Source organism: Streptomyces sp. NPDC021212 (genome assembly GCF_044332925.1).
Classification (GTDB): domain Bacteria; phylum Actinomycetota; class Actinomycetes; order Streptomycetales; family Streptomycetaceae; genus Streptomyces.
This window is the reverse complement of the sequence record NZ_JBIRPZ010000004.1, coordinates 29,153-51,007: the sequence shown is the minus strand read 5'-3', so window position 1 is coordinate 51,007 and position 21,855 is coordinate 29,153. Positions and strand designations below refer to the sequence as shown.

At 72.4% G+C, this 21,855-nt stretch carries 19 protein-coding genes and 2 pseudogenes; 11 read left to right on the top strand and 10 right to left on the bottom strand.

The window, feature by feature from the left end; translation table 11 throughout:
- Nucleotides 1–19: 19 nt before the first annotated feature.
- Nucleotides 20–694 (bottom strand): Crp/Fnr family transcriptional regulator, encoded by a 675-nt coding sequence (locus ACH4SI_RS11615; protein WP_009716739.1) that lies wholly within the window; start codon nt 692–694, stop codon nt 20–22.
- 249 nt (nt 695–943) lie between these two features.
- On the opposite strand from ACH4SI_RS11615, the gene nth reads away from it, so the two are divergent.
- The 3 genes from nth to ACH4SI_RS11600 are packed head-to-tail and all read left to right on the top strand — an operon-like array spanning nt 944 to nt 3,774.
- The gene (gene nth / locus ACH4SI_RS11610; RefSeq protein WP_398295341.1) at nt 944–1,879 is read left to right on the top strand and encodes an endonuclease III; all 936 of its coding nucleotides are present in this window, start codon (nt 944–946) and stop codon (nt 1,877–1,879) included.
- Nucleotides 1,876–2,562 (top strand): NUDIX hydrolase, encoded by a 687-nt coding sequence (locus tag ACH4SI_RS11605; RefSeq protein ID WP_398295338.1) that lies wholly within the window; start codon nt 1,876–1,878, stop codon nt 2,560–2,562. The genes nth and ACH4SI_RS11605 overlap by 4 nt, the downstream gene beginning before the upstream one ends.
- Nucleotides 2,563–2,574: 12 nt before the next feature.
- Nucleotides 2,575–3,774 (top strand): MarP family serine protease, encoded by a 1,200-nt coding sequence (locus ACH4SI_RS11600; protein WP_398295336.1) that lies wholly within the window; start codon nt 2,575–2,577, stop codon nt 3,772–3,774.
- Between the two features lie 57 nt (nt 3,775–3,831).
- Here the strand turns inward: ACH4SI_RS11600 and ACH4SI_RS11595 are convergent, their stop codons facing one another.
- The 7 genes and pseudogenes from ACH4SI_RS11595 to ACH4SI_RS11565 all read right to left on the bottom strand — a co-directional run bounded on the left by ACH4SI_RS11595 (nt 3,832) and on the right by ACH4SI_RS11565 (nt 11,552).
- On the bottom strand, nt 3,832–4,038 hold the full coding sequence (locus ACH4SI_RS11595; protein WP_398295334.1) for a hypothetical protein: 207 nt from the start codon (nt 4,036–4,038) through the stop codon (nt 3,832–3,834).
- Between the two features lie 121 nt (nt 4,039–4,159).
- Nucleotides 4,160–5,086, bottom strand: a complete 927-nt coding sequence (locus ACH4SI_RS11590; RefSeq protein WP_398295332.1) for an alpha/beta fold hydrolase — start codon at nt 5,084–5,086, stop codon at nt 4,160–4,162.
- Nucleotides 5,083–5,544, bottom strand: a complete 462-nt coding sequence (locus ACH4SI_RS11585) for a phage holin family protein (RefSeq protein WP_398295330.1) — start codon at nt 5,542–5,544, stop codon at nt 5,083–5,085. Before ACH4SI_RS11585 ends, ACH4SI_RS11590 begins: the two co-directional genes overlap by 4 nt.
- 88 nt (nt 5,545–5,632) lie before the next feature.
- Nucleotides 5,633–7,024 (bottom strand): Na+/H+ antiporter NhaA, encoded by a 1,392-nt coding sequence (nhaA, locus tag ACH4SI_RS11580; RefSeq protein ID WP_398295328.1) that lies wholly within the window; start codon nt 7,022–7,024, stop codon nt 5,633–5,635.
- A gap of 217 nt (nt 7,025–7,241) precedes the next feature.
- The gene (gene acs / locus ACH4SI_RS11575) at nt 7,242–9,203 is read right to left on the bottom strand and encodes an acetate--CoA ligase (protein WP_398295326.1); all 1,962 of its coding nucleotides are present in this window, start codon (nt 9,201–9,203) and stop codon (nt 7,242–7,244) included.
- 104 nt (nt 9,204–9,307) lie between these two features.
- Nucleotides 9,308–10,180, bottom strand: a pseudogene (locus ACH4SI_RS11570) (carbonic anhydrase); the annotation flags it as partial.
- Between the two features lie 367 nt (nt 10,181–10,547).
- On the bottom strand, nt 10,548–11,552 hold the full coding sequence (locus tag ACH4SI_RS11565) for an ATP-binding protein (protein WP_398295324.1): 1,005 nt from the start codon (nt 11,550–11,552) through the stop codon (nt 10,548–10,550).
- 102 nt (nt 11,553–11,654) lie between these two features.
- Here ACH4SI_RS11565 and ACH4SI_RS11560 point away from each other — a divergent pair, with 102 nt between their 5' ends.
- Complete coding sequence (locus ACH4SI_RS11560; protein WP_398295322.1) at nt 11,655–12,476, top strand: oxidoreductase; 822 nt, start codon at nt 11,655–11,657, stop codon at nt 12,474–12,476.
- 325 nt (nt 12,477–12,801) lie between these two features.
- Here the strand turns inward: ACH4SI_RS11560 and ACH4SI_RS11555 are convergent, their stop codons facing one another.
- On the bottom strand, nt 12,802–13,638 hold the full coding sequence (locus ACH4SI_RS11555) for an HAD family hydrolase (RefSeq protein WP_398295320.1): 837 nt from the start codon (nt 13,636–13,638) through the stop codon (nt 12,802–12,804).
- A 454-nt stretch (nt 13,639–14,092) separates the two neighbouring features.
- Here ACH4SI_RS11555 and ssd point away from each other — a divergent pair, with 454 nt between their 5' ends.
- The 7 genes and pseudogenes from ssd to ACH4SI_RS11520 form a co-directional block, all read left to right on the top strand.
- A complete protein-coding gene (gene ssd, locus ACH4SI_RS11550; RefSeq protein ID WP_398295318.1) occupies nt 14,093–15,202 on the top strand; it encodes a septum site-determining protein Ssd in 1,110 nt (369 codons plus the stop codon).
- Nucleotides 15,199–16,365 carry a TadA family conjugal transfer-associated ATPase gene (locus ACH4SI_RS11545; protein ID WP_398295316.1) on the top strand — a complete coding sequence of 389 codons (1,167 nt, stop codon included), beginning with the start codon at nt 15,199–15,201 and terminating at the stop codon, nt 16,363–16,365. The genes ssd and ACH4SI_RS11545 overlap by 4 nt, the downstream gene beginning before the upstream one ends.
- Nucleotides 16,362–17,279, top strand: coding sequence for a type II secretion system F family protein (locus ACH4SI_RS11540; protein WP_398295314.1), 918 nt, complete (start codon nt 16,362–16,364; stop codon nt 17,277–17,279). The genes ACH4SI_RS11545 and ACH4SI_RS11540 overlap by 4 nt, the downstream gene beginning before the upstream one ends.
- Nucleotides 17,276–18,163: a type II secretion system F family protein gene (locus tag ACH4SI_RS11535; RefSeq protein WP_398295312.1), complete on the top strand. Its 888-nt coding sequence runs from the start codon at nt 17,276–17,278 to the stop codon at nt 18,161–18,163. The genes ACH4SI_RS11540 and ACH4SI_RS11535 overlap by 4 nt, the downstream gene beginning before the upstream one ends.
- A 75-nt stretch (nt 18,164–18,238) precedes the next feature.
- Nucleotides 18,239–18,436 carry a DUF4244 domain-containing protein gene (locus tag ACH4SI_RS11530; protein WP_398296045.1) on the top strand — a complete coding sequence of 66 codons (198 nt, stop codon included), beginning with the start codon at nt 18,239–18,241 and terminating at the stop codon, nt 18,434–18,436.
- Nucleotides 18,423–18,896, top strand: coding sequence for a TadE family type IV pilus minor pilin (locus ACH4SI_RS11525; protein ID WP_398295310.1), 474 nt, complete (start codon nt 18,423–18,425; stop codon nt 18,894–18,896). The genes ACH4SI_RS11530 and ACH4SI_RS11525 overlap by 14 nt, the downstream gene beginning before the upstream one ends.
- Nucleotides 18,893–19,207 (top strand): annotated as a pseudogene (locus ACH4SI_RS11520) (Rv3654c family TadE-like protein); the annotation flags it as partial. The gene ACH4SI_RS11525 and the pseudogene ACH4SI_RS11520, both read left to right, overlap by 4 nt.
- Before the next feature lie 153 nt (nt 19,208–19,360).
- Here ACH4SI_RS11520 and ACH4SI_RS11515 read toward each other — a convergent pair.
- A complete protein-coding gene (locus ACH4SI_RS11515; protein ID WP_398295308.1) occupies nt 19,361–21,817 on the bottom strand; it encodes a DEAD/DEAH box helicase in 2,457 nt (818 codons plus the stop codon).
- Nucleotides 21,818–21,855: the final 38 nt, after the last annotated feature.

Here is a 21,855-nt window from a genome sequence, read left to right as displayed (position 1 = left end):
GCCTCGTACGCGCTGTGGGTCAGCGGGACCGCTTGGCCAGCCGCTCGACGTCCAGCAGGATCACGGCGCGCGCCTCCAGCCGGAGCCAGCCGCGGCCCGCGAAGTCGGCGAGCGCCTTGTTGACGGTCTCGCGGGAGGCGCCGACCAGCTGGGCCAGCTCCTCCTGGGTGAGGTCGTGGACGACGTGGATGCCCTCCTCGGACTGCACGCCGAAGCGGCGCGACAGGTCGAGCAGGGCGCGGGCGACCCGGCCGGGCACGTCGGAGAAGACGAGGTCGGACATCTGGTCGTTGGTCTTGCGCAGGCGCCGGGCCACGGCGCGCAGCAGCGCGGAGGCGACCTCGGGGCGGGCGTTGAGCCACGGCTGGAGGTCGCCGTGGCCGAGGCCGAGCAGCTTGACCTCGGTGAGGGCGCTGGCGGTGGCGGTGCGCGGGCCGGGGTCGAAAAGCGACAGCTCGCCGATCAGCTCACCGGGACCGAGCACGGCCAGCATGTTCTCGCGGCCGTCGGGAGAGGTGCGGTGGAGCTTCACCTTGCCCTCGGTGACCACGTACAGGCGGTCGCCCGGGTCCCCTTCGTGGAAGAGGGCGTCACCCCGTGCGAGGGTGGCCTCTCCCATGGAGGCGCGCAGCTCAGCGGCCTGCTCGTCATCGAGCGCCGCGAAGAGCGGGGCGCGCCGCAGAACGTCGTCCACGAGTCTCTCCTTGTCGACATGCACAGGGGACCGTCGTCCCCATGATGCCGGACGGTAAAACAGTGCGATCAATCACAAGTTTGACGCACTGGCCCGCCGGGCCGTGCGGCAGGGGTCCGATTGGGCGGGGTCTCGTCGGTGGCCCGGCCGGATGTCGGTGGCTGGGCTTAGGCTGGCCGGGTGTCCAATACGCCGGTGAGAGCACGGGACAAGGGGGCCGAACGGGTGACCGCATCTCGTAATTCCGCTGTGGGCGAACAAGCGCCTGCCGAGCCGACGAAAGCGGCGAAGGTGCCCAAAGCGGCCAAGCCAGCCACATCCGCCGAACCCGCGAAAAATGCGAAGCCCGCCAAGGCAGCCAAGACAGCCGAATCCGCGAAGCCCGCCAAGACGGCCAAGTCCGCGAAGCCCTCCCGGCCGGAATCCCGGACCGCGCTCGTCCGCCGTGCCCGGCGCATCAACCGCGAGCTGGCCGATGTCTACCCGTATGCCCATCCCGAGCTGGATTTCGAGAACTCGTTCCAGCTCCTGGTCGCCACGGTCCTCTCCGCCCAGACCACCGACCTGCGGGTCAACCAGACCACCCCCGCGCTCTTCGCCGCCTACCCGACCCCCGAGGACATGGCGGCCGCCGACCCCGAGGCGCTGGAGCAGCTGATCAGGCCCACCGGCTTCTTCCGCGCCAAGGCCAAGTCCCTGCTGGGCCTCTCCGCCGCGCTGCGCGACCGCTTCGACGGCGAGGTGCCGGGTCGCCTGAAGGACCTGGTCACGCTGCCCGGCGTCGGCCGCAAGACGGCCAACGTGGTCCTCGGGAACGCGTTCGGGGTGCCGGGGCTCACCGTGGACACCCACTTCGGGCGGCTTGTGCGGCGCTGGAAGTGGACCGAGCAGGAGGACCCGGAGAAGGTCGAGGCGGAGATCGCCGCGCTCTTCCCGAAGAGCGAGTGGACGATGCTCTCGCACCGCATCATCTTCCACGGCCGCCGCGTGTGCCACGCCCGCAAGCCCGCCTGCGGCGCCTGCCCGATCGCCCCGCTCTGCCCGGCGTACGGGGAGGGCGAGACCGATCCGGACAAGGCGAAGAAGCTGCTGAAGTACGAGATGGGCGGCCAGCCCGGGCAGCGGCTGCGCCCGCCCTCCGACTACCCGGGGAGCCCGGCCGCCCCGCTGGGAGCCTCCGGATGACGAGCACGTACGGCGGAGGCGTGGGGGTCAGCTCACAGGGGTTGCCCGAGTGGCTGCTCCCCGTGGCCCGGGCGGCCGAGACGATCGAGCCGCACCAGTTGAGCCGCTTCTTGCCGCCGCCGCAGGGCGGCGGCCGCCCCTCCGCCGTGCTGGTGCTCTTCGGGGAGGGCCCCGGCGGCCCCGAGCTGCTGCTGATGGAGCGGTCCGGGTCGCTGCGCTCGCACGCGGGCCAGCCGTCCTTCCCCGGCGGCGCGCTCGACCCCGAGGACGGCGATCCGGAGGGAGCCGGTCCGCTGCACGCCGCGCTCCGCGAGGCCGAGGAGGAGACGGGGCTCGACCCCACGGGCGTCCAGGTCTTCGCCGTCCTGCCGCGCCTCTACATCCCGGTGAGCGGCTTCGTCGTGACGCCCGTCCTGGGCTGGTGGCGGCGCCCGAGCCCGGTCGGGCCGGTGGACCCTGCCGAGACGGCCCGGGTCTTCACGGTTCCCGTGGCGGATCTCACGGACCCGGCGAACCGGGCGACGACCGTTCACCCCAGCGGTCACCGGGGCCCGGCGTTCCTGGTCGGAGGGGCTCTGGTCTGGGGATTCACGGCGGGAGTGATCGATCGCATACTGCACTACGCCGGCTGGGAACGACCATGGGACCGCGCGAAGCACGTCCCACTCGACTGGCGCGCGTGAGACGGTGTCCCGGTGAATGTGCTGGACATCCTGCTGCTGCTCGCCGCCGTATGGTTCGCGATCATCGGCTATCGCCAGGGCTTCGTCGTCGGCGTACTGTCGGTGATCGGATTCATCGGCGGTGGCTTGGTCGCGGTCTATCTGCTACCTGTCATCTGGGACGGCACCACCGACCGGGCGTCGCCCGGCACCTTCGGTGCCATCGTGGCGATCGTGCTGGTGATCGTGTGTGCCTCGGTCGGCCAGGCCGCCACCACCCACCTGGGAAACAAGCTGCGCCGGTACATCACCTGGACACCCGCGCGCGCCCTGGACGCGACCGGCGGCGCGATGGTCAACGTCCTGGCCATGCTGATGGTCGCCTGGCTGCTCGGCTCCCTCGTGGCCGGCACCTCGCTCCCCACCGTGAGCAAGGAGGTCCGCGAGTCCAAGGTGATGTTCGGGGTCTCGCGTGTGGTCCCGGAGCAGGCCAACACCTGGTTCTCCGACTTCTCCACGGTGCTCGCGCAGGGCGGCTTCCCGCAGGTCTTCTCGCCGTTCTCGAACGAGCCGATCCGCTCGGTGCCGCAGCCCGACCCGGCGCTCGCGCAGTCCCCGGTGGCCACCCAGGCCCAGAAGAGCATCGTGAAGGTCGTCGGCACCGCCCCGAGCTGCGGGAAGGTCCTGGAGGGCACCGGCTTCGTCTACGCGCCGAACCGGATCATGACCAACGCCCATGTGGTCGGCGGGGTCGACGACCCGACCGTGCAGATAGGCGGCGAGGGCCGGCTGTACGACGCGAAGGTCGTGCTCTACGACTGGAAGCGCGACATCGCGGTCCTCGATGTGCCTTCGCTGCGGGCCCCCGCGCTCCAGTTCACGCAGGGCGACGCGAAAAGCGGTGACGACGCGATCGTGGCCGGATTCCCGGAGAACGGCGCGTTCGATGTGCGCGCGGCCCGCGTCCGCGGCCGCATCACGGCCAACGGCCCGGACATCTACCATCGTGGCACCGTGCAGCGCGACGTCTACTCGCTGTACGCGACCGTGCGCCAGGGCAACTCCGGCGGCCCGCTGCTCACCCCGCAGGGCAGGGTGTCCGGCGTGGTGTTCGCCAAGTCGCTCGACGACGCGGACACGGGGTACGCGCTGACGGCGGACGAGGTGCGCAAGGACGCCGAGCAGGGGCGTACGGCCGACCAGCCGGTGGACAGCCAGGGATGTGCCCTCTAGCCCCTGATTCCCGGTGCGATCCCGGCGTGCTGGGGACGCGATGCCGGTAGGCGCTGCCTACCGGCTGCGTGGATGGCGCAGCCGCGCCGAGACCCAGCGGGCCCGGCGCCGGATGATGCGGGGGATCCCGACCATATTGGGGTCATGGCCTTGGACAGGCCCGGAGCCGCCTCGCTCGGAAACGCTCAGTGCGGCATTGGCAGCGGCGGCGGCCTCGGGGCCGCGGCCGTTTGGTGCGTCACGGTAGTCGTGCGTCCAGCCCATACTCCGCACTTTGCCCGTGGCCCAAGGTCGGTAATCGCCGGTGGCTGCGGCAATTGGCCTATGCGCCGGGCAAGTGGCTGTTCGAGAAACACTTGTTCGTATGGAGTCTGCCGGAGTCGGCTCAGCGGTCCGGTTCCGGGTCCTTGAGCCAGTTGATCAGCTCCGTGGAGAAGGCATCCGGGTCCTCCTCGTGCGGAAAGTGGCCGAGGCCGTCGAAGAGCCGCCAGCGGTACGGAGCCTCCACGTACTGCCCCGACCCCGCCGCGCTGCGGGTGCGCATCACCGGGTCGAGTGACCCGTGCAGATGCAGGGTCGGCACCCGTACCGGCCGCTTCATCCGGCGGTTGAACTGGAAACCGTCCGGCCGCGCCAGCGACCGCACCATCCAGCGGTACGGCTCGATCGAGCAGTGCGCGGTCGAGGGGATGGCCATGGCCCGCCGGTAGACGTCCACCGCCTCGTCCTCGGGCAGCCGGGGCCCGGCCCACTCCCGGATCAGCCGACCCACGGCCGCCGCGTCATCCGCGACCAGCTGGCGTTCGGGCAGCCACGGCCGCTGGAAGCCCCAGATGTGGGAGCCAGCGGCGCTCTGCCTGACGTCCCCGAGCATCGCCGAGCGCCAGCGCCGCGGATGCGGCATGGAGGCCACCGCGAGCCGTCGCAGCAGCTTCGGCCGCATCACCGCGGCCGTCCACGCCAGGTATCCGCCCAGGTCATGGCCGACCAGGGCGGCGTCCGGCTCACCGAGCGAACGGATCACACCGGTGATGTCGAGGGCGAGGTTGGCCGGGTCGTACCCCCGCGGCGTACGGTCGCTGCCGCCCACTCCGCGCAGATCCATCGCCACTGCCCGGTAGCCGGCGTCGGCGAGCGCGGTCAGCTGGTGCCGCCAGGTCCACCAGAACTGCGGGAACCCGTGGAGCAGCAGCACCAGCGGGCCGTCGCCCAGCTCGGCGATGTGGAAGCGCGCGCCGTTGGCCGCGACGTCCCGGTGGGTCCAGGGGCCGTCCAGCCGAACGACCGACGCGGAGATATCAGGGACGGTCATGCCGACGAGCGTGTCACATCCCGTACGGAGCGGCCGCCGTTCCCGGCTGCCCGCGGATGCGGCTTGACGTTCCCGAGGACGGCCGCCGTCTCCTTGGACGAGGCCATGGACCGCTTCGGCGCCTTGACCTTCTTGAACTTCAGCAGCGCGAGCAGGCCCAGGATTCCGGCGACCAGCCAGTAGATGCCGCCCACGATCAGGAAGCACCAGGCGAGGCCGAGGCCGGTCCAGGAACGCATTCCGTAGGCGAGGGCGAAACTCAGCACCGGAAGCGAGAACAGGATCAGTACCCCGGCCGCCACGCCGGCGCCGCTGCCGACCGCCGCCTTCTTGGCACCCACCCGGAGTTCGGCCTTGGCCAGCGCGATCTCGTCGTGCACCAGCGCGGACAGGTCGGCGGTCGCCGTGGCCACCAGCTGTCCGAGGCTGCGGTCGCCGTCGTCATCGGCTGCGCTCATCGCCATCTCCCTCTGCTCTTGTACGTCTTCCGGTCGTCTTCTGCACTGTTCTGCGGCTTTCAAGCCTCTCAGATCATGGTGTCTCAGATCATGCCGGACCATCGTCACCGGAGCCGTCTGCGGCGGTCACTTCGGCAAGCCGCCGGTGCTCCGCGGCTTTTGCCTCATGGAGGGCGGCCATCCGGAGGTGATATTCGGGGGAGTCGAGTTCATAGATGTCGGGGATGCCGTCCATGTCCTCGTCCCGCTCCTCGTCCCTGTACAGCCGCTGGTAGCGGTTGTTGCGCAGCTTGAGGAGGATGCCGGCGAGCAGCGCCGCGCACAGCGAGCCGATGAGAACCGCCGACTTCACCTCCTCGGCGAGCGCCGGATCGCCGGGGAAGGCCAGTTCGCCGATGAGGAGGGAGACGGTGAAACCGATGCCGGCGAGCGTCGCGACGGCGAACACATCCGCCCACGCCAGATCCTCGTTCAGCTCGGCCCTGGTGAACCGGGCGGCGCACCACGAACCCCCGAAGACCCCGACCGCCTTGCCCACCACCAGGCCGAGGAGGACGCCGAGCGTCTCGGGGCTGGTGAAGACGTCCGCGACGGCGCCGCCGGAGATCGGGACACCGGCGGCGAAGAGAGCGAACACCGGCACGGCGAGCCCGGCCGACAGGGGGCGCATCCGGTGCTCGATGCGCTCGGCGGGGGAACGGTCCTCGCCCTCCCGCACGGTGCAGCGCAGCATCAGGCCCATCGCGACGCCCGCGACGGTGGCATGCACCCCGCTCGCGTGCATCAGCGCCCAGATCGCCAGGGCGAGCGGAAGGTAGATGTACGCGCCGCGTACGCCCTTGTGGTGCAGCAGCCGGAAGAGGGCGAGCCCGGCGAAGGACAGACCGAGGGCGATGAAGTTGATGTCCTTGGTGAAGAAGATCGCGATGATCAGGATCGCGCCGAGGTCGTCGACGACCGCGAGGGTGAGCAGGAACGCGCGCAGCGCGGCGGGCAGGGCGGTGCCGATGACGGCGAGGACGGCGAGCGCGAAGGCGATGTCGGTGGCGGTCGGCACGGCCCAGCCCCTGAGGCTGCCGCCGCCGGTCGCGTTGACGACGACGTAGACGAGGGCGGGGGCGGCCATGCCGCACAGCGCGGCGACCACGGGCAGCGCGGCGGCCTTCGGGTCGCGCAGCTCGCCCGCGACCAGCTCGCGCTTCAATTCGATCCCGGCGACGAAGAAGAAGACGGTGAGCAGGCCGTCCGTCGCCCAGGACTCGACGGACAGATGCAGATGCAGCGCCTGGGGGCCGAAGGAGAAGTCCTTGATGTCGCCGTAGACGCCGCTGAGCGGGGTGTTCGCGAGAATCAGCGCGGCGATCGCGGCGACGAGAAGGATCATGCCGCCGACGGTCTCGGTGCGCAGCGCGTCGGTGATGAACGTCCGCTCGGGCAGCGAGAGGCGTCCAAGGAACGTGCGGCTGGTGGGCGCGGCCACGGGCGGGGCCTCCTGGGTCGTCGGGCGGGTGCGGACACACGTGTGCCGTGTGCCGACCAGACTTCCCGGCGCGCCCTCGTCATCTTGTCGCGTCATCAACGCGGCAGGTACTCACCTTAACCGGAACAAACGAGGGGCGCCCCCGCATGGTGGGGGCGCCCCTCAGCCGACCGCTGATGGGGCAGCCGACTGCTGATCGGGCTGATTCGGCCGCTGGTCAGTCCTCGCTGGGCGCGGACGGCAGCTTGCTCTGGATCAGCTCCATGACGGAGGAGTCGGTGAGCGTGGTGACATCACCCAGCGCGCGGTTCTCGGCGACATCGCGCAGCAGCCGACGCATGATCTTGCCGGAACGGGTCTTGGGCAGCTCGCCCACCGGCAGGATCCGCTTGGGCTTGGCGATCGGGCCGAGCTGCTTGGCGACATGCGCCCGCAGCTCCTCGACCAGACCCTCGTCCTCGGCCGCGCCGCCGCGCAGGATGACGAAGGCGCAGATCGCCTGGGTGGTCTGCGGGTCGGTGGCACCGACGACGGCGGCCTCGGCGACCTTGGGGTGCGAGACGAGCGAGGACTCGACCTCGGTCGTCGAGATGTTGTGGCCGGACACCAGCATCACATCGTCGACCCGGCCGAGCAGCCAGATGTCGCCGTCGTCGTCCTTCTTGGCGCCGTCGCCCGCGAAGTAGCGGTTCTCGAAGCGGGACCAGTAGGTGTCCAGGTAGCGCTGGTCGTCGCCCCAGATGGTGCGGAGCATCGACGGCCACGGCTCGGTGAGCACCAGATAGCCGCCCGCACCGTTCGGCACCTCGTTCGCCTCGTCGTCGACGACGGTGGCGGCGATGCCGGGGAGCGACACCTGGGCCGAACCGGGCTTCGTCGCGGTGACGCCCGGCAGCGGGCTGATCATGATGCCGCCGGTCTCGGTCTGCCACCAGGTGTCGACGACGGGCGTCGTGTCCGCGCCGATGTTCTTGCGGTACCAGATCCACGCCTCGGGGTTGATCGGCTCGCCGACCGAGCCGAGGACGCGCAGCGAGGACAGGTCGAACTTGGCCGGGATGTCGTCGCCCCACTTCATGCACGCGCGGATCGCGGTCGGGGCGGTGTACAGGATGGTGACCCCGTACTTCTGGACGATCTCCCACCAGCGGCCCTGGTGCGGGGTGTCCGGAGTGCCCTCGTAGAGCACCTCGGTCGCTCCGTTGGAGAGCGGCCCGTAGACGATGTACGAGTGGCCGGTGACCCAGCCGACGTCGGCCGTGCACCAGAAGACGTCCGACTCCGGCTTGAGGTCGAAGACGGCGTGGTGGGTGTACGACACCTGGGTGAGGTAGCCGCCGGTGGTGTGGAGGATGCCCTTCGGCTTACCGGTGGTGCCGGAGGTGTAGAGGATGAACAGCGGGTGCTCGGCGTCGAACGCCTCGGGCGTGTGCTGCTCCGGCTGGCGGTCCACGATCTCGTGCCACCACACGTCGCGGCCCTCGGTCCAGGCCACCTCCTGGCCGGTGCGGCGGACGACCAGCACGCTGCGCACGTTCTCGGTGCCGGGACGGGTCAGGGCCTCGTCGACGGCGGGCTTGAGCGCGGACGGCTTGCCGCGGCGGTAGCCGCCGTCGGCGGTGATGATCACCCTGGCGTCGGCGTCCTGGATGCGGGTGGCGAGGGCGTCGGCCGAGAAGCCGCCGAAGACCACGGAGTGCGGGGCACCGATGCGGGCGCAGGCCAGCATCGCGATGACGGCCTCCGTGATCATCGGCAGGTAGATGGCGACCCGGTCGCCCGTCCGGACCCCCAGCTCGGTCAGGGCGTGCGCCGCCTGGGAGACCTCCCGCTGCAGCTCGGCGTAGGTCAGGGAACGGGTGTCGCCCGGCTCCCCCTCGAAGTGGAGGGCCACCCGGTCGCCGAGGCCGTTCTCGACGTGGCGGTCGACGCAGTTGTACGCCACGTTGAGCTTGCCGTCGGCGAACCACTTCGCGAAGGGCGGGTTCGACCAGTCGAGTGTCTCGGTTGGCTCGGTCGCCCAGGTCAGCCGACGGGCCTGCTCGGCCCAGAAGCCCAGGCGGTCCGCCTTCGCACGCTCATACGCCTCGGCCGTCACGTTGGCGTTTGCGGCCAGATCGGCCGGCGGCGCGAAGCGGCGCTCCTCCCGAAGAAGGCTGGCCAGGCTTTCGTTGCTCACGACATCTCCCATTCCCAGGGTGTCCGTTGTGTCCCGGCCATAGCTCATCAGCCTCGGGCAGGCCCTGACAAGGGCTGACGCCGTAAATTGGTTTAGACCTGTATTCAGATGGCCTCCAGCGCTTCCTCGGCCCCTCCTTTTCCGGCCTCCAGGGCGGCGGCCGGACCGGCCGCGCAGATGGTCACCGGGGTGCCGTCGTCCGGCCGAACGGCCAGGAATCTGCCTGATCCGGCGTCCAGGACGTACGCCTGAGCCTCTGCCACATGGAAGTACATCCCGTGCAGCACCAGCCCTCCCTCCGCCACCCGTCGCGCGACGCAGGCGTGCGCCATCAGATGCTCCAATTGCTGCATCACGTTGATCAGCGCCAGCCGCTCCACATCGTCGGCCACCGGCCGGTCGGCCAGGGCGACCTCGCCACGCCCCAGCCGCCCGATCCTCTCCATCCGCGCCAGCCCGGGCCTGCCGTGGCGCAGCCAGCGCGCCAGTGGCGTCTGCGCCCCCGGTGGCGCGGCCGACGAGCCGAGCAGCGCCTGCATCGCCCCGCACCCGGAGTGTCCGCACACCGTGATGCTGTCTACCCTCAGCACCTCCACCGCGTACTCGATGGCGGCGCCCACCGAGTCGCAGGCGGCGTCCTCGCCGGGGGGCGGCACCAGATTGCCCACATTGCGCACGGTGAACAGATCGCCGGGGCCGCTGGAGGTGATCATGCTGGTCACCAGCCGGGAGTCGGCGCAGGTGAGAAACAGCTGGGTGGGCCGCTGTCCCTCCCGGGCGAGCCGCGCCAGCTCGTCGCGCACCAGCGGCGCGGTGTTGCGCTGGAAGGCGCTCACCCCGCCCAGCAGCTGCCCCGCACCCTCTCCCTGCCCGCCGCCGCGTCCGGGTCCGTCCCCGGCCGCCGGGGCGGGGCGGGTGCAGTGGTGGTTGCGCCAGGGCGTCCACGGACGGCAGGCGGGCGCACCGGCCGGCTCGACGGCCGGCTCGGTGGGCGGCCACTGCGGCCGACTGAAGCGGCGCAGCGAGAAGAAGACGGCGACCGCGATCCCGGTGAGCACGACGGCCATCAGTCCGGCCTGCGGCGGGGCTCCCGCGGCAAGCGCGATCTGGTCCAAGAGCTTCAACATTCCCGTCTCCTCCGGGGCTTCGCGGTCGCGGGCAAGGGCGCGGCCGTGGGTCACGGCGTACTGCGGTGCTGACTTCCAAGCGTTGGTAAATGAATCGTAATGCCAGGTAAAGTCAGTGGGAAGCCTTTTGGGGAGGACTGGGCCGTTGTTCCCCCTATGGGGTGAATAGTCAGGTGAGATGACCGGACTTGGCGAGTACCTCTGCGGGTGCGGGTGCCTACGCGGGCGCCGGAGCGGCAGCCGCGCGTCCGGCCGGGGCGGACTCGTCCAGGGTGAAGGCCGGATCGACCTGTGCGGCCAGGTCGGCGCCCGTCTTGGCGTTCCCCCAACTCTGCGCGTTCTTCAGGTGGAAGTGCACCATCTGCCGGGTGTAGCGCTGCCAGTCCCGCCGCTCGTAGGAGGCGTCCACCGCGCCGTGCAGCGTGCGCAGCGCCTCGCGGTTGGGCTCCTCCAGCTCGGCGAAGCGCGGCGCGCGGCCCTTCTCCATCGCCCGGACCCAGTCGGATTGGCCGACGGTGACCAGCAGGTCGTCGCCCACCTCGGCGCGCAGAAAGGCGAGGTCGTCCGGGCCCTGCACCTTGTTGCCGACCACGCGCAGCGCGACGTCGAAGTCGCGGGCGTACTCCTTGTACTGGCGGTAGACCGCGATGCCCTTGCGGGTGGGCTCGGCGACCAGGAACGTCATGTCGAAGCGGGTGAAGAGCCCGGAGGCGAAGGAGTCGCTGCCCGCCGTCATGTCGACGACCACGAACTCCCCGCGCCCGTCGACCAGATGGTTGAGGCACAGCTCGACCGCGCCGACCTTGGAGTGGTAGCAGGCGACGCCGAGATCGGACTCGGTGAAGGGGCCGGTCGCCATCAGCCGCACCTCCCCGTCGTCGAGCGGGACGGTCCGGGCGCACGCCTCGTAGACGGGGTTGTCCTCGCCGATCCGCAGCAGCCGTGACCCCTCGCCGGGCGGCGTTGTCTTGATCATGGTCTCGGCGGAGGCGATCCGGGGGTTCGTCCCGCGCAAGTAGTCCTTGATCAGGGAGAGATGGGCGCCCATGGCGGGCAGCGCGGCGGCCTCCGCCTCGTCGAGCCCGAGTGCCGCCCCCAGGTGCTGGTTGATGTCGGCGTCGACCGCGACGACCGGGGCGCGGGTGGCTGCGAGATGGCGGATGAACAGCGACGACAGCGTCGTCTTGCCGCTGCCGCCCTTGCCTACGAAAGCGATCTTCATGTTCAGAAAGCGTAGGTGAGCGATCCTCTTCCATGAGGGATTTACGTGAAGAAAGCCACTCCAACGAGGGGCACCGGGCGGTGGGTGCGTAGGGTCGTACTCATGAGTACGTCAGCAGATCCGCTCGCCACCCTGGCGGGGCTGCCCGGTGTGGCCGAGTCCGTGGAGGCCGTGCGGACGGCAGTGGACCGGGTCTACGGCCACCGGGTGATGCGCCGCCGCAGCAATGAGGTCACGTCGGAGGCGGCGCTGCGCGGAGCGCGTGGTTCCGCGGCGCTGGCCGGTGCCGACTGGGCGCTCGAAGAGGTCCGCCGCCGCACCGACTTCGGGGCCGAAGGGGAGCCGCACACGGTGGGTGCGGCGCTGCGGGTGACCGCCGAGGCCGGTCAGTTGCTGAGTGTCTGGCGGCAGTCGCCGCTTCGGGTGCTGGCGCGGTTGCATCTGGTCGCGGCCGGTGGGGCGGAAGACGACGAGAGAGTCGGACGGCCGAGGCTGGCGGGCGAAGAGGTGCGGGAACAACTGGTCGGGCCGGAGCCGCCGGACGCCGACGAGGTGGCGGGCCGGCTCGACGGCCTGGCCCGGCTGCTGCTCGCGGGCAGCGAGGCCCCGGCGCTGGTGACGGCGGCGGTGGTGCACGGGGAACTGCTGGCGCTGCGGCCCTTCACCTCCTACAACGGCCTGGTGGCGCGCGCGGCCGAGCGGATCGTGCTGGTCGGCAGCGGGCTCGACCCGAAGTCCGTCTGCCCGGCGGAGGTGGGCCACGCGGAGCAGGGTGCCGCGGCGTGTGTGGCCGGGCTGGAGGGCTATGTCTCCGGGACACCCGAGGGCATGGCGGCCTGGATCGCGCACTGCGGACGGTCGGTTGAGCTGGGTGTGCGGGAGAGCACGGCCGTGTGCGAGGCGATGCAGCGGGGCGCGGCCTGAGGCCGCCCGGCTCCGGGGCGTTCCGGGTCCGGACAGAGTTGCGGCGGCACCGCTGGGGTGCCGCCGCTGGCACGTCCGCCGGGTTACCAGTGCGTGCACAGAAATTCGCCCATCAGGCCGGGATCTTCGCCCGTCACCTGGTGCGGCTGGCCCGTAATCGACGGGTCGGCGTCGCGTGGGTGCCCGGCATCCGTGCTCGGTCCGTGGGGCCTTGGTGCGTCTGGGGAGATCCTCCCGGATACCCCTGGTCTCGCGGGCCGTCGATTCCTTTCTACTCCTGCGTGGAGCCAAGTGGAACCCCTCCACGCAGATCTTTGCGGCATGGTCAAACGCGGGCATAAGGGGCACGTCGTCGGCTGGCGTACCACACCAGACCGGCGGTGGCGGCGGCTGCGCCCACCGCCGCGACCGCGGCCAGCACCGGCCGCGGCGGCATGGACAGCGAGGGCAGCCGCTGCTTCAACCGCACCGGGCGGTCGAAGGAGAGGACCGGCCAGCCGCGGGCGACCGCTTCGCGGCGCAGGGCCCGGTCCGGGTTCACCGCGTGCGGATGGCCGACCGACTCCAGCATCGGCAGGTCGGTCCCCGAATCGCTGTAGGCGTAGCAGCGCGACAAGTCGTATCCCTCGGACTCGGCCAGCTCGGCGATCGCCTCCGCCTTCGTCGGCCCGTAGGCGTAGTACTCGACTTCCCCGGTGAAGACCCCGTCCTCGACGACCATGCGGGTGGCCACCACCCGGTCCGCGCCCAGCAACTCGCCGATCGGCTCCACGACCTCCGCTCCCGAGGTGCTGACAATCACCACATCGCGTCCCGCGGTGTGGTGTTCCTCGATGAGGGAAGCCGCCTCGTCGTAGATGATGGGGTCGATCAGATCGTGCAGAGTCTCCGCGACGATCTCCTTCACCTGCTGGACATTCCAGCCACGGCAGAGTGCTGAGAGGTACTCGCGCAACCGCTCCATCTGGTCGTGATCGGCGCGGCCGGCGAGGAAGACGAACTGGGCATAAGCAGTACGCAGTACGGCTCGACGGTTGATCAGCCCACCCCGGTAGAAGGACTTGCTGAAGGTGAGCGTGCTTGACTTCGCAATGACCGTCTTGTCCAGGTCAAAGAAGGCGGCTGTCCGGGGCAAGGAGTGGTTTTCCACGACGCCGAGCATAGGGCCCACCATTCGGCGTAAGCTGAGGCGCGTGGGTTTGCCTGAGAAGGCTCTCGGGTACACCATGGAAGTCACGGATCGTTCGCGACCGTGCTAACCCGGCCCGACTCCTCCCCCCCCGAGTCGGCCGTGGGGACGACCCCCGCTCTCCCCCCCGGCGGGGGTCGTCGCATGTCCGGACGCCTTTTCGGTCCTTTCACGAGATCTTGCTCCCCTCATCCGGGTCTGGGTGACGCCTGCTCCCCAACAGCCTGAATGGTTACCGTGCGTAATCGCCAGACTGCACTCCGGAAGTCACTGGTTTAGGTGACTGGGATATTCACAACTGATGAGTTGTCCACGGTTTTGGACCAAGATCCCCAAGATTTTCAGGATCGCGACACGGTGATTCTCCGCGTTGTTTGCACTCGCCGTTCGCGTGAGTGAGAGCGCGTAACGATATGGGGAGGGGATCGTGACTGCATCCATCACACCGGAACGGTCATCACCGGCAGAAGGACGGCGCGCCAGACCGCTGATCATCACCGAGGACGAAGAGCTTCTCGACGATCTGCTGAGGCTGTGCGCGGCCGCCGGAGCGGAGGCCGAAGTGGCCCATGGAGCCCCTACCCGCCGCGGCAGTTGGGAGGGCGCGCCTCTGATTCTCGTCGGGGACGACGCGGTGGCCGGGCTCCGCGGCCGCGTCCGCAGAGCGGGCGTGCTGCTCATCGGGCGCGATCTCGACGACCAGGCCATCTGGCGCCGGGCCGTGGATCTCGGCGCCGACAATGTGGCGTTCCTGCCCGATGCCGAGACCTGGCTCGTGGACCGGATCGCCGATGTCGCGGAGGGAGTTGGCCAGCAGGCCCTGACCATCGGGGTCATCGGTGGCCGCGGCGGGGCCGGAGCCTCCACCCTCGCCTGCGCCCTGGCCGTCACGGCGGCCCGCTCGGGCCGGCGCACGATGCTCATCGACGGCGACCCGCTGGGCGGCGGCCTCGACGTGCTGCTCGGCGGGGAGGCGGCGGAGGGGCTGCGATGGCCCGCCTTCGCCGAATCGCGCGGCCGGGTCGCCGGGAGCGCGCTGGAGGAGTCGCTGCCCGAGCTGCATTCCCTGCGGGTGCTCAGCTGGGACAGAGGCGATTCGGTCGTGATCCCGCCCTCGGCGATGCGCGCGGTGCTGGCCGCGGCCCGTCGGCGCGGCGGGGTCGTGGTGGTGGATCTGCCGCGCCGGGTGGACGAGGCGGTGGCCGAGGCCCTCGCGCAGGTGGACCTCGGTCTGCTGGTCGTCCCGGCGGAGCTGCGCGCCGTCGCCGCCGCCCACCGGGTGGCGTCCACGGTGGGCATGGTGCTGAGCGATCTGCGGGCGGTGGTGCGGGGCCCGTGCGGGCCCGAGCTGGGCGACGAGGAGATCGCCCGGCTGCTCGGGCTGCCGCTGGCCGGTCAACTGCCGCCGGAGCCGGGGCTGCTGGACGCGATCGACGGTGGCGAGCCGCCGGGCGGCAGCGCGCGCGGCCCGCTCGGCCGGTTCTGTGCCGAGTTCTGGGCACGGGCCCTGCCCGGCGCGGGGGGTGTCACCGCATGAGCGTCGAAACCCCGGACCTGCTGGACGCGGTGCGGCTGCGGCTGGCGGAGAGCGGTGCGGAGCCGACTCCCGCCCGGGTGGCGGCTGCCCTGCGCGAGGAGGGGCGGCTGCTGGGCGACACCGAAGTGCTCGGCGTGGTCGCCGCCCTGCGCTCCGAACTGGTCGGCACCGGCCCCTTGGAGCCGCTGCTCGCCGCGCCCGATGTCACGGACGTGCTGGTCACCGCACCCGACGAGGTGTGGGTGGACCGCGGCGCGGGGTTGGAGCGGACGGCCGTCACCTTCGCCGACGCGGCCGCCGTGCGCAGGCTCGCCCAGCGGCTCGCCGCGGTGGCCGGGCGGCGGTTGGACGACGCCCGGCCCTGGGTGGACGCCCGGCTGCCGGACGGGACACGGCTGCACGCGGTGCTCCCGCCGGTGGCCGTCGGGTCCACCTGCCTGTCGCTGCGGGTGGTGCGTCCGCGGGCGTTCTCCCTCGACGAGCTGGTGGCAGCCGGGACCGTGCCGCCCGGCGGTGCGGAGCTGCTGCGGGCGATGCTGGACGCCCGGCTCTCGTATGTGGTGAGCGGCGGCACCGGCTCCGGCAAGACGACGTTGCTGAGCACCCTGCTGGGGCTGGTCGGCCGGGAGGAGCGAATCGTCCTCGCCGAGGACTCGGCGGAGCTGAGGCCCGACCATCCCCATGTGGTCCGGCTGGAGACCCGCCCCGCCAACCAGGAGGGCCGGGGCCAGGTCACCCTGCGGGACCTGGTGCGCCAGGCGCTGCGCATGCGGCCCGACCGGCTCGTGGTCGGTGAGGTGAGGGGCCCCGAGGTCACCGACCTCCTGGGCGCGCTGAACACCGGCCACGAGGGCGGCTGCGGCACCGTCCACGCCAACACGGCGGGGGACGTACCGGCCCGGCTGGAGGCGCTCGGCTCGACCGCGGGCCTGGACCGGGCCGCGCTGCACAGCCAGTTGGCGGCCGCCCTGTCGGTCGTCGTCCATCTGGTGCGGGACCGCGGCGGACGGCGCAGGATCGCCGAGCTGCACGTGCTGGACCGGGACCGCGCGGGCTTCGTCACCACCGTGCCGGCCGCTGTATGGAGCCCGCGGGGCTTCGAGCGGGCGGTGGGCTGGCAGCGGCTCCAGCGGCTGTGCGCACGAGGCGGAGGCGCGTCATGACCGGCACCGGAGGGAACCCCGGGCCGGCCCTCGGCGCCGCCCTGCTGTGCGCGGCAGTGGCCGCGTGGCTGCTCTCCGGGCGGGACCGGGAGCTGCGCCGGGCCAGGCTGCTGCTCGCGGGTGGCGGGCACGGAGTGCCCACGGCGCCGGATCCGGCGCGGCGGCTGTCCGACACGGTCGCCTGGCTCAAGGAGCGCTGGCGGGTCAGGTACGGCGGGCGGATGGGGCGTGAGCTGCTGTGCCTGCCGCTGGGCTGCGTGCTCGCGGTGCTCGGTGCGTCGGTCCTGCCGCTGTTCGCCTCGGTGGCGGCCGTGCCGCTCGTCGGCCGGTGGCTGAGGGCCCGGGAGCGCATCCGGACCTGCGACCGGCGTGCGGCGGGGGTGATCGACCTTTGCGGCACCGTGGCGGGCGAGCTGCGGGCCGGGCGGCAGCCCGGCGAGGCGTTGCTGTCCGTGCCCTCGGGAGACCTGGGGGAGCGATGGGGGCTGGTGTCCGCCGCCGCCCGGTTCGGCGGGGATGTGCCGGAGGCGCTGCGCAGGGCGGCCCGGCAGCCGGGCGCGGAGGGGCTGACCGGGGTCGCGGCCTGCTGGCAGGTGGCCGTCGACGAAGGCGCGGGGCTTGCCGCCGGGCTCGACCGGGTGGCTTCGGCGCTGCGTGCCGAGCGCGAGCAGCGGGAGATTCTGCGCGCCAGGCTGGCGGGGCCCAAGGTCACCGTCGCGGTGCTGGCCGTGCTGCCCGTCTTCGGGCTGGTGATGGGCGCCGCGCTGGGCGCCGAGCCGCTGCATCAGCTCCTGCACACCCCGGTCGGGCTGGGCTGTCTGCTGGGCGGCTGTCTGCTGGAGTGGGCGGGGTTCGCGTGGCTCAGACGGTCGATGCGGGCGGCGCTCGCCCCCGGAAAGGCAGTCGGCCGATGAGCGCCACCCTTGTCCACAGGCTGGGGATCGCGCTGTCGCTCATGGCCGCCGTCGCGTATGTAGCGATGGCGGTGGTGGAGGCCCGGCGGGACCGCGCCGCCGTGCGGCGTCTGGCGGCACTGTTGCCGGGCGGGCAAATGGGCCCGGACACAGGCGCGGACAGAGACGCCGCGGCCACCCCCGGCACGGCCCGGAAGCGGGCCCGGGCCTGGGAGCGGGCCCGGGCCTGGGAGCGTTGGCGCGCCCGCGCCGATGAGGGCGCGGTCCTGGGGTGGGCGGCCTCGCTCGGTGTCCTGCTGGCCGGTGTCGTCCTCGTCGGAGGGCCGCTGGGGTGGGTGCTGGGGCCGGCGGCCGCGTACGGCGTTCGGCGGTGGCAGCGGCGGCAGGCCACCGCCGGACGGTCCGGCGGTCGGTCCGGCGGCGCGGGGAGTGAGGCGGCCGAAGCGGCGCGGCAGATCCCGCTGGCGGCCGACCTGCTGGCGGCCTGTCTGGCCGCCGGGGCGGACCCGCGCACGGCGGCGGACGCGGTGGGCAAGTCGCTCGGCGGCCCGGTCGGCGAGCGGCTGGCCCGGACCGCTGCGGAGCTACGGCTGGGAGGAGAGCCGGCCGACGCCTGGGGGCGGCTTGGCGCGTTGCCCGGCGCGAGCGGGCTGGCACGCGCCCTGGAGCACGCCGGGACAACCGGCGCACCCGCGGTGGGGCCGGTCGCCCGGATCGCGGCCGACTGCCGCGCCGAGCAGGGGAGGGAGGCGGGCCGCCGCGCCGATCGGGCGAGCGTGCTGGCCACCGCCCCGCTCGGGGCCTGCTTCCTGCCCGCGTATCTGCTGATCGGCGTGGCCCCGGTGATGACCGGGCTGGCGGGCGGGCTGGCGGGCCACACCTGAGCACGGTGCCTCGGGCCCGGCGTGGCACGGGAGACCGATTTCTGTACGGCAAATGACAGCCAGGAGGGGACCAAAATGATGAAGCAGTGGTGGGCTCGACGGCGCGCGGCGGCGCGTGCACAGGCCGAGGCGGGCATGGCCACCGTTGAGTACGCCATGGGGACGCTGGCGGCATGTGCCTTCGCCGCGGTGCTCTACAAGGTGGTGACGAGCGGAACCGTCAGCGGTGCGCTGCGAGCGGTGATCGGACGGGCTCTCGATGCGCCGTTCTGAGGCACCGTTCACGGCCGGGCTGCCGGACCCGCGGCCCGGGACCCCCGTGCGGAGCGCGCCGGGAGCGGCCCGGGCGGGAGTGGGCCGCACGGGGTCGGACCAGGGATTCGTCACCGCCGAGGCGGCGGTCGCGATGCCGGTGCTGGCCCTGTTCGCCCTGATGCTGATCTGGGGCCTGATGGCCGTGTCCGCGCAGCTGAGTTGTACGGACGCGGCCGGGGCCGGGGCCCGGGCGGCGGCGCGCTCGGAGCCGCGGGACGCCGTGGTGGCCGCCGCCCGGGCGGCCGCACCGCGCGGCGCGCATGTGGACCTGTGGCAGGACGGAGACCTGGTGCGGGTGCGGGTCCGGGCCCATGCCGTCGGCCCCGGCCCGCTGGCGCTCCCACTGGACGCGGAGTCGACAGCCCTCGACGAGGACACGGTGGGAGCGGCCGGGGCGGGGCGGGGGACCAGCTCATGAGGCCTTCCGGGCGAGGGGCGGGGCACGGTCTCGTGAGGCGTTCGGTACGCGGGGCGGGGGACCGCGGGTCGGCGACGGTGTGGGCGGCGTTCGCCGCGACGGCGCTGTGCGCGGTGTTCGCGGTCGTGCTGACGGCCGGGCAGGTCATGGTGGCGCGCCATCGGGCCGGTGGGGCCGCCGACCTGGCGGCGCTCGCCGCGGCGGACCACGGCCTGGAGGGGCCCGGCGCGGCGTGCCGCCTCGCCCGGCGGGTGGCCTCCGCCCAGGGGGCGCGCGTGGTGCGGTGCGCGCTCAGCGGCGAGATCGCGGATCTCACGGCGGAGGTGCGGGCCGGGCCGTTCGCCCTCAAGGTCCGGTCGCGGGCGGGCCCCGCCGACACCCCCGTGCCCGGCCCTGGCGGGCGCTCGGTGGAGCGGACCGTCCGGGATTCGGTGGCGCGCGCCGGGGCGCGGTCAGCCTTACGGTCAGCCTTCGGCGGGCGGCTGGTCCGGGGCTTTGGCCAGGAGTGTCGTCAGCAGGCGGATGGCGGCCCGCTTGTCGAGCGGATCGTTCCCGTTGCCGCATTTCGGGGACTGGATGCAGGACGGGCAGCCCGACTCGCACTCGCAGGCCGCGATCGCCTCGCGGGTGGCGGTCAGCCAACTGGCGGCCGTGTGGAAGGCCCGCTCGGCGAAGCCCGCCCCGCCGGGGTGGCCGTCGTACACGAAGACCGTCGGCAGCAGCGTATCGGGGTGCAGGGGGATCGACACCCCGCCGATGTCCCAGCGGTCGCAGGTCGCGAAGAGCGGCAGTATGCCGATGGAGGCGTGCTCGGCGGCGTGCAGGGCGCCGCCGAGGGCCTGGGGATGGACCCGGGCGTCCTCCAGCTGGTCCTCGGTCACCGTCCACCACACGGCCCGGGTGCGCAGCGTGCGGGGCGGGAGGTCGAGCTTGGTCTCGCCCAGCACCTCACCGGTGATCAGCTTGCGGCGCAGGAAGGAGACGACCTGGTTGGTGACCTCGACCGAGCCGAAGCACAGCCGGGCGTCCCCCCACGGGATCTCGGTGGTCGTCTCCAGGATGGAGATCGCGGTGGTGTCGCGGGCGGTGGTCGAGTACGGCGGACTGGCCTCCTCCACCAGCGCGACCGAGTCCTCCAGGTCGAGCTGCCGGACGAGATAGCTCCGGCCCTGGTGGAGGTGGACGGCGCCTTCGTGGACGGTGGTGTGGGCGGCGGAGGCGTCCACGGTGCCCAGCAGCCGCCCGGTCGCCGCCTCCACGACCTGGACCGGGCTGCCGCCCTCCCCGCGGATGTCGGTGAGGTCGGCGGCGCGCTCGCGGCGGGTCCAGTGCCAGGCGGTCGCGCGGCGGCGCAGCAGCTTGCGCTGCTCCAGCTGCGGCAGCAGTTCCTCGGTGGCGGGGCCGAAGAGGGGCAGGTCCGCGTCGGTGAGCGGCAGCTCGGCGGCGGCCGCGCAGAGGTGGGGCGCGAGGACGTACGGGTTGTCGGGGTCCAGGACGGTGGATTCGACGGGCTGCCGGAAGAGGGCGTCCGGGTGGTGGACGAGATAGGTGTCCAGCGGGTCGTCCCGGGCGACCAGGATCGCGAGGGCGCCCTGTCCCGCGCGGCCGGCCCGTCCCGCCTGCTGCCACAGGGAGGCGCGGGTGCCGGGATAGCCGGCCAGTACGACGGCGTCGAGACCGGCGATGTCCATGCCGAGTTCGAGGGCGGTGGTGGCGGCGAGGCCGAGGAGGTCACCGGAGTGCAGGGCCCGCTCCAGGGCGCGGCGCTCCTCGGGGAGATATCCGCCGCGGTAGGCGGCCACCCGGTCCGGGAGGGACCGGTCGACGTCGGCCAGCCGTTCCTGGGCGATCAGGGCGATCAGTTCGGCGCCGCGCCGGGAGCGCACGAAGGTGACGGTGCGGACGCCCTGGACGGCCAGGTCGGTGAGCAGGTCCGCGGACTCGGCGGTGGCCGTGCGGCGGACGGGGGCGCCCTGCTCGCCGTGCAGCTCGGTCAGCGGCGGCTCCCACAGGGCGAAGACCACCTCGCCGCGGGGCGAGGAGTCCTCGGTGACCGCAGCGACCGGCACTCCGGTCAGCCGGGTCGCCGCCACGGCCGGGTCGGCGGAGGTGGCGGAGGCGAGCAGGAAGACGGGCGAGGAGCCGTAGCGGGCGCAGACCCGCCGGAGCCTGCGCAGCACCTGGGCGACGTGGGAGCCGAAGACGCCGCGATAGGTGTGGCACTCGTCGATGACGACGTAGCGCAACGCGCGCAGGAAGGAGGACCACCTGGGGTGGCCCGGCAGGATGCCCCGGTGGAGCATGTCGGGGTTGGTGAGCACGTAGTTCGCGTACTGGCGGACCCACTCGCGCTCCTCCACCGGCGTGTCGCCGTCGTACACCGCCGCCCGCACGCCGGTGCCGAGCGGGGCGGTGAGATCGCCCACCGCGCGGCGCTGGTCGGCGGCGAGCGCCTTGGTGGGCGAGAGGTACAGGGCGGTCGTGCCCCGCCCGCTGGGCTCCTCCGAGCCGTCCAGCAGGGTGCTGAGCACGGGGGCGAGATAGGCCAGGGACTTGCCGGAGGCGGTGCCTGTGGCCACGACCACGGATTCCCCGCGCAGGGCGTGGGCGGCCGTACGCGCCTGATGGGCCCACGGGCGCTCGATTCCGGCGGCCCGGATGGCATCGATCACTTCCGGCCGGATCGGCGAAGGCCAGTCGGCATGGCTGCCGAGACGCGGGGGCAAGTGCTCCGTATGAGTGATGCGCGCGCCTCGGCCCGCTCCGGTGCCGAGCCGGTCGAGAACGGCCCGGGGCGAGGGGCGTATGCCCGCCTGCCGCGGGAGTTGGTTGTGGGCCATCGACACCGAGTGTGTCACTGGTCTGACGGACAATGGGCTCAAGGCGTCGTGCACGCCTGCTGGTAAGTGATTGAATGCCATCGCGGCTGCCGATCCATGGGGGGCGACCGCTCGATGCA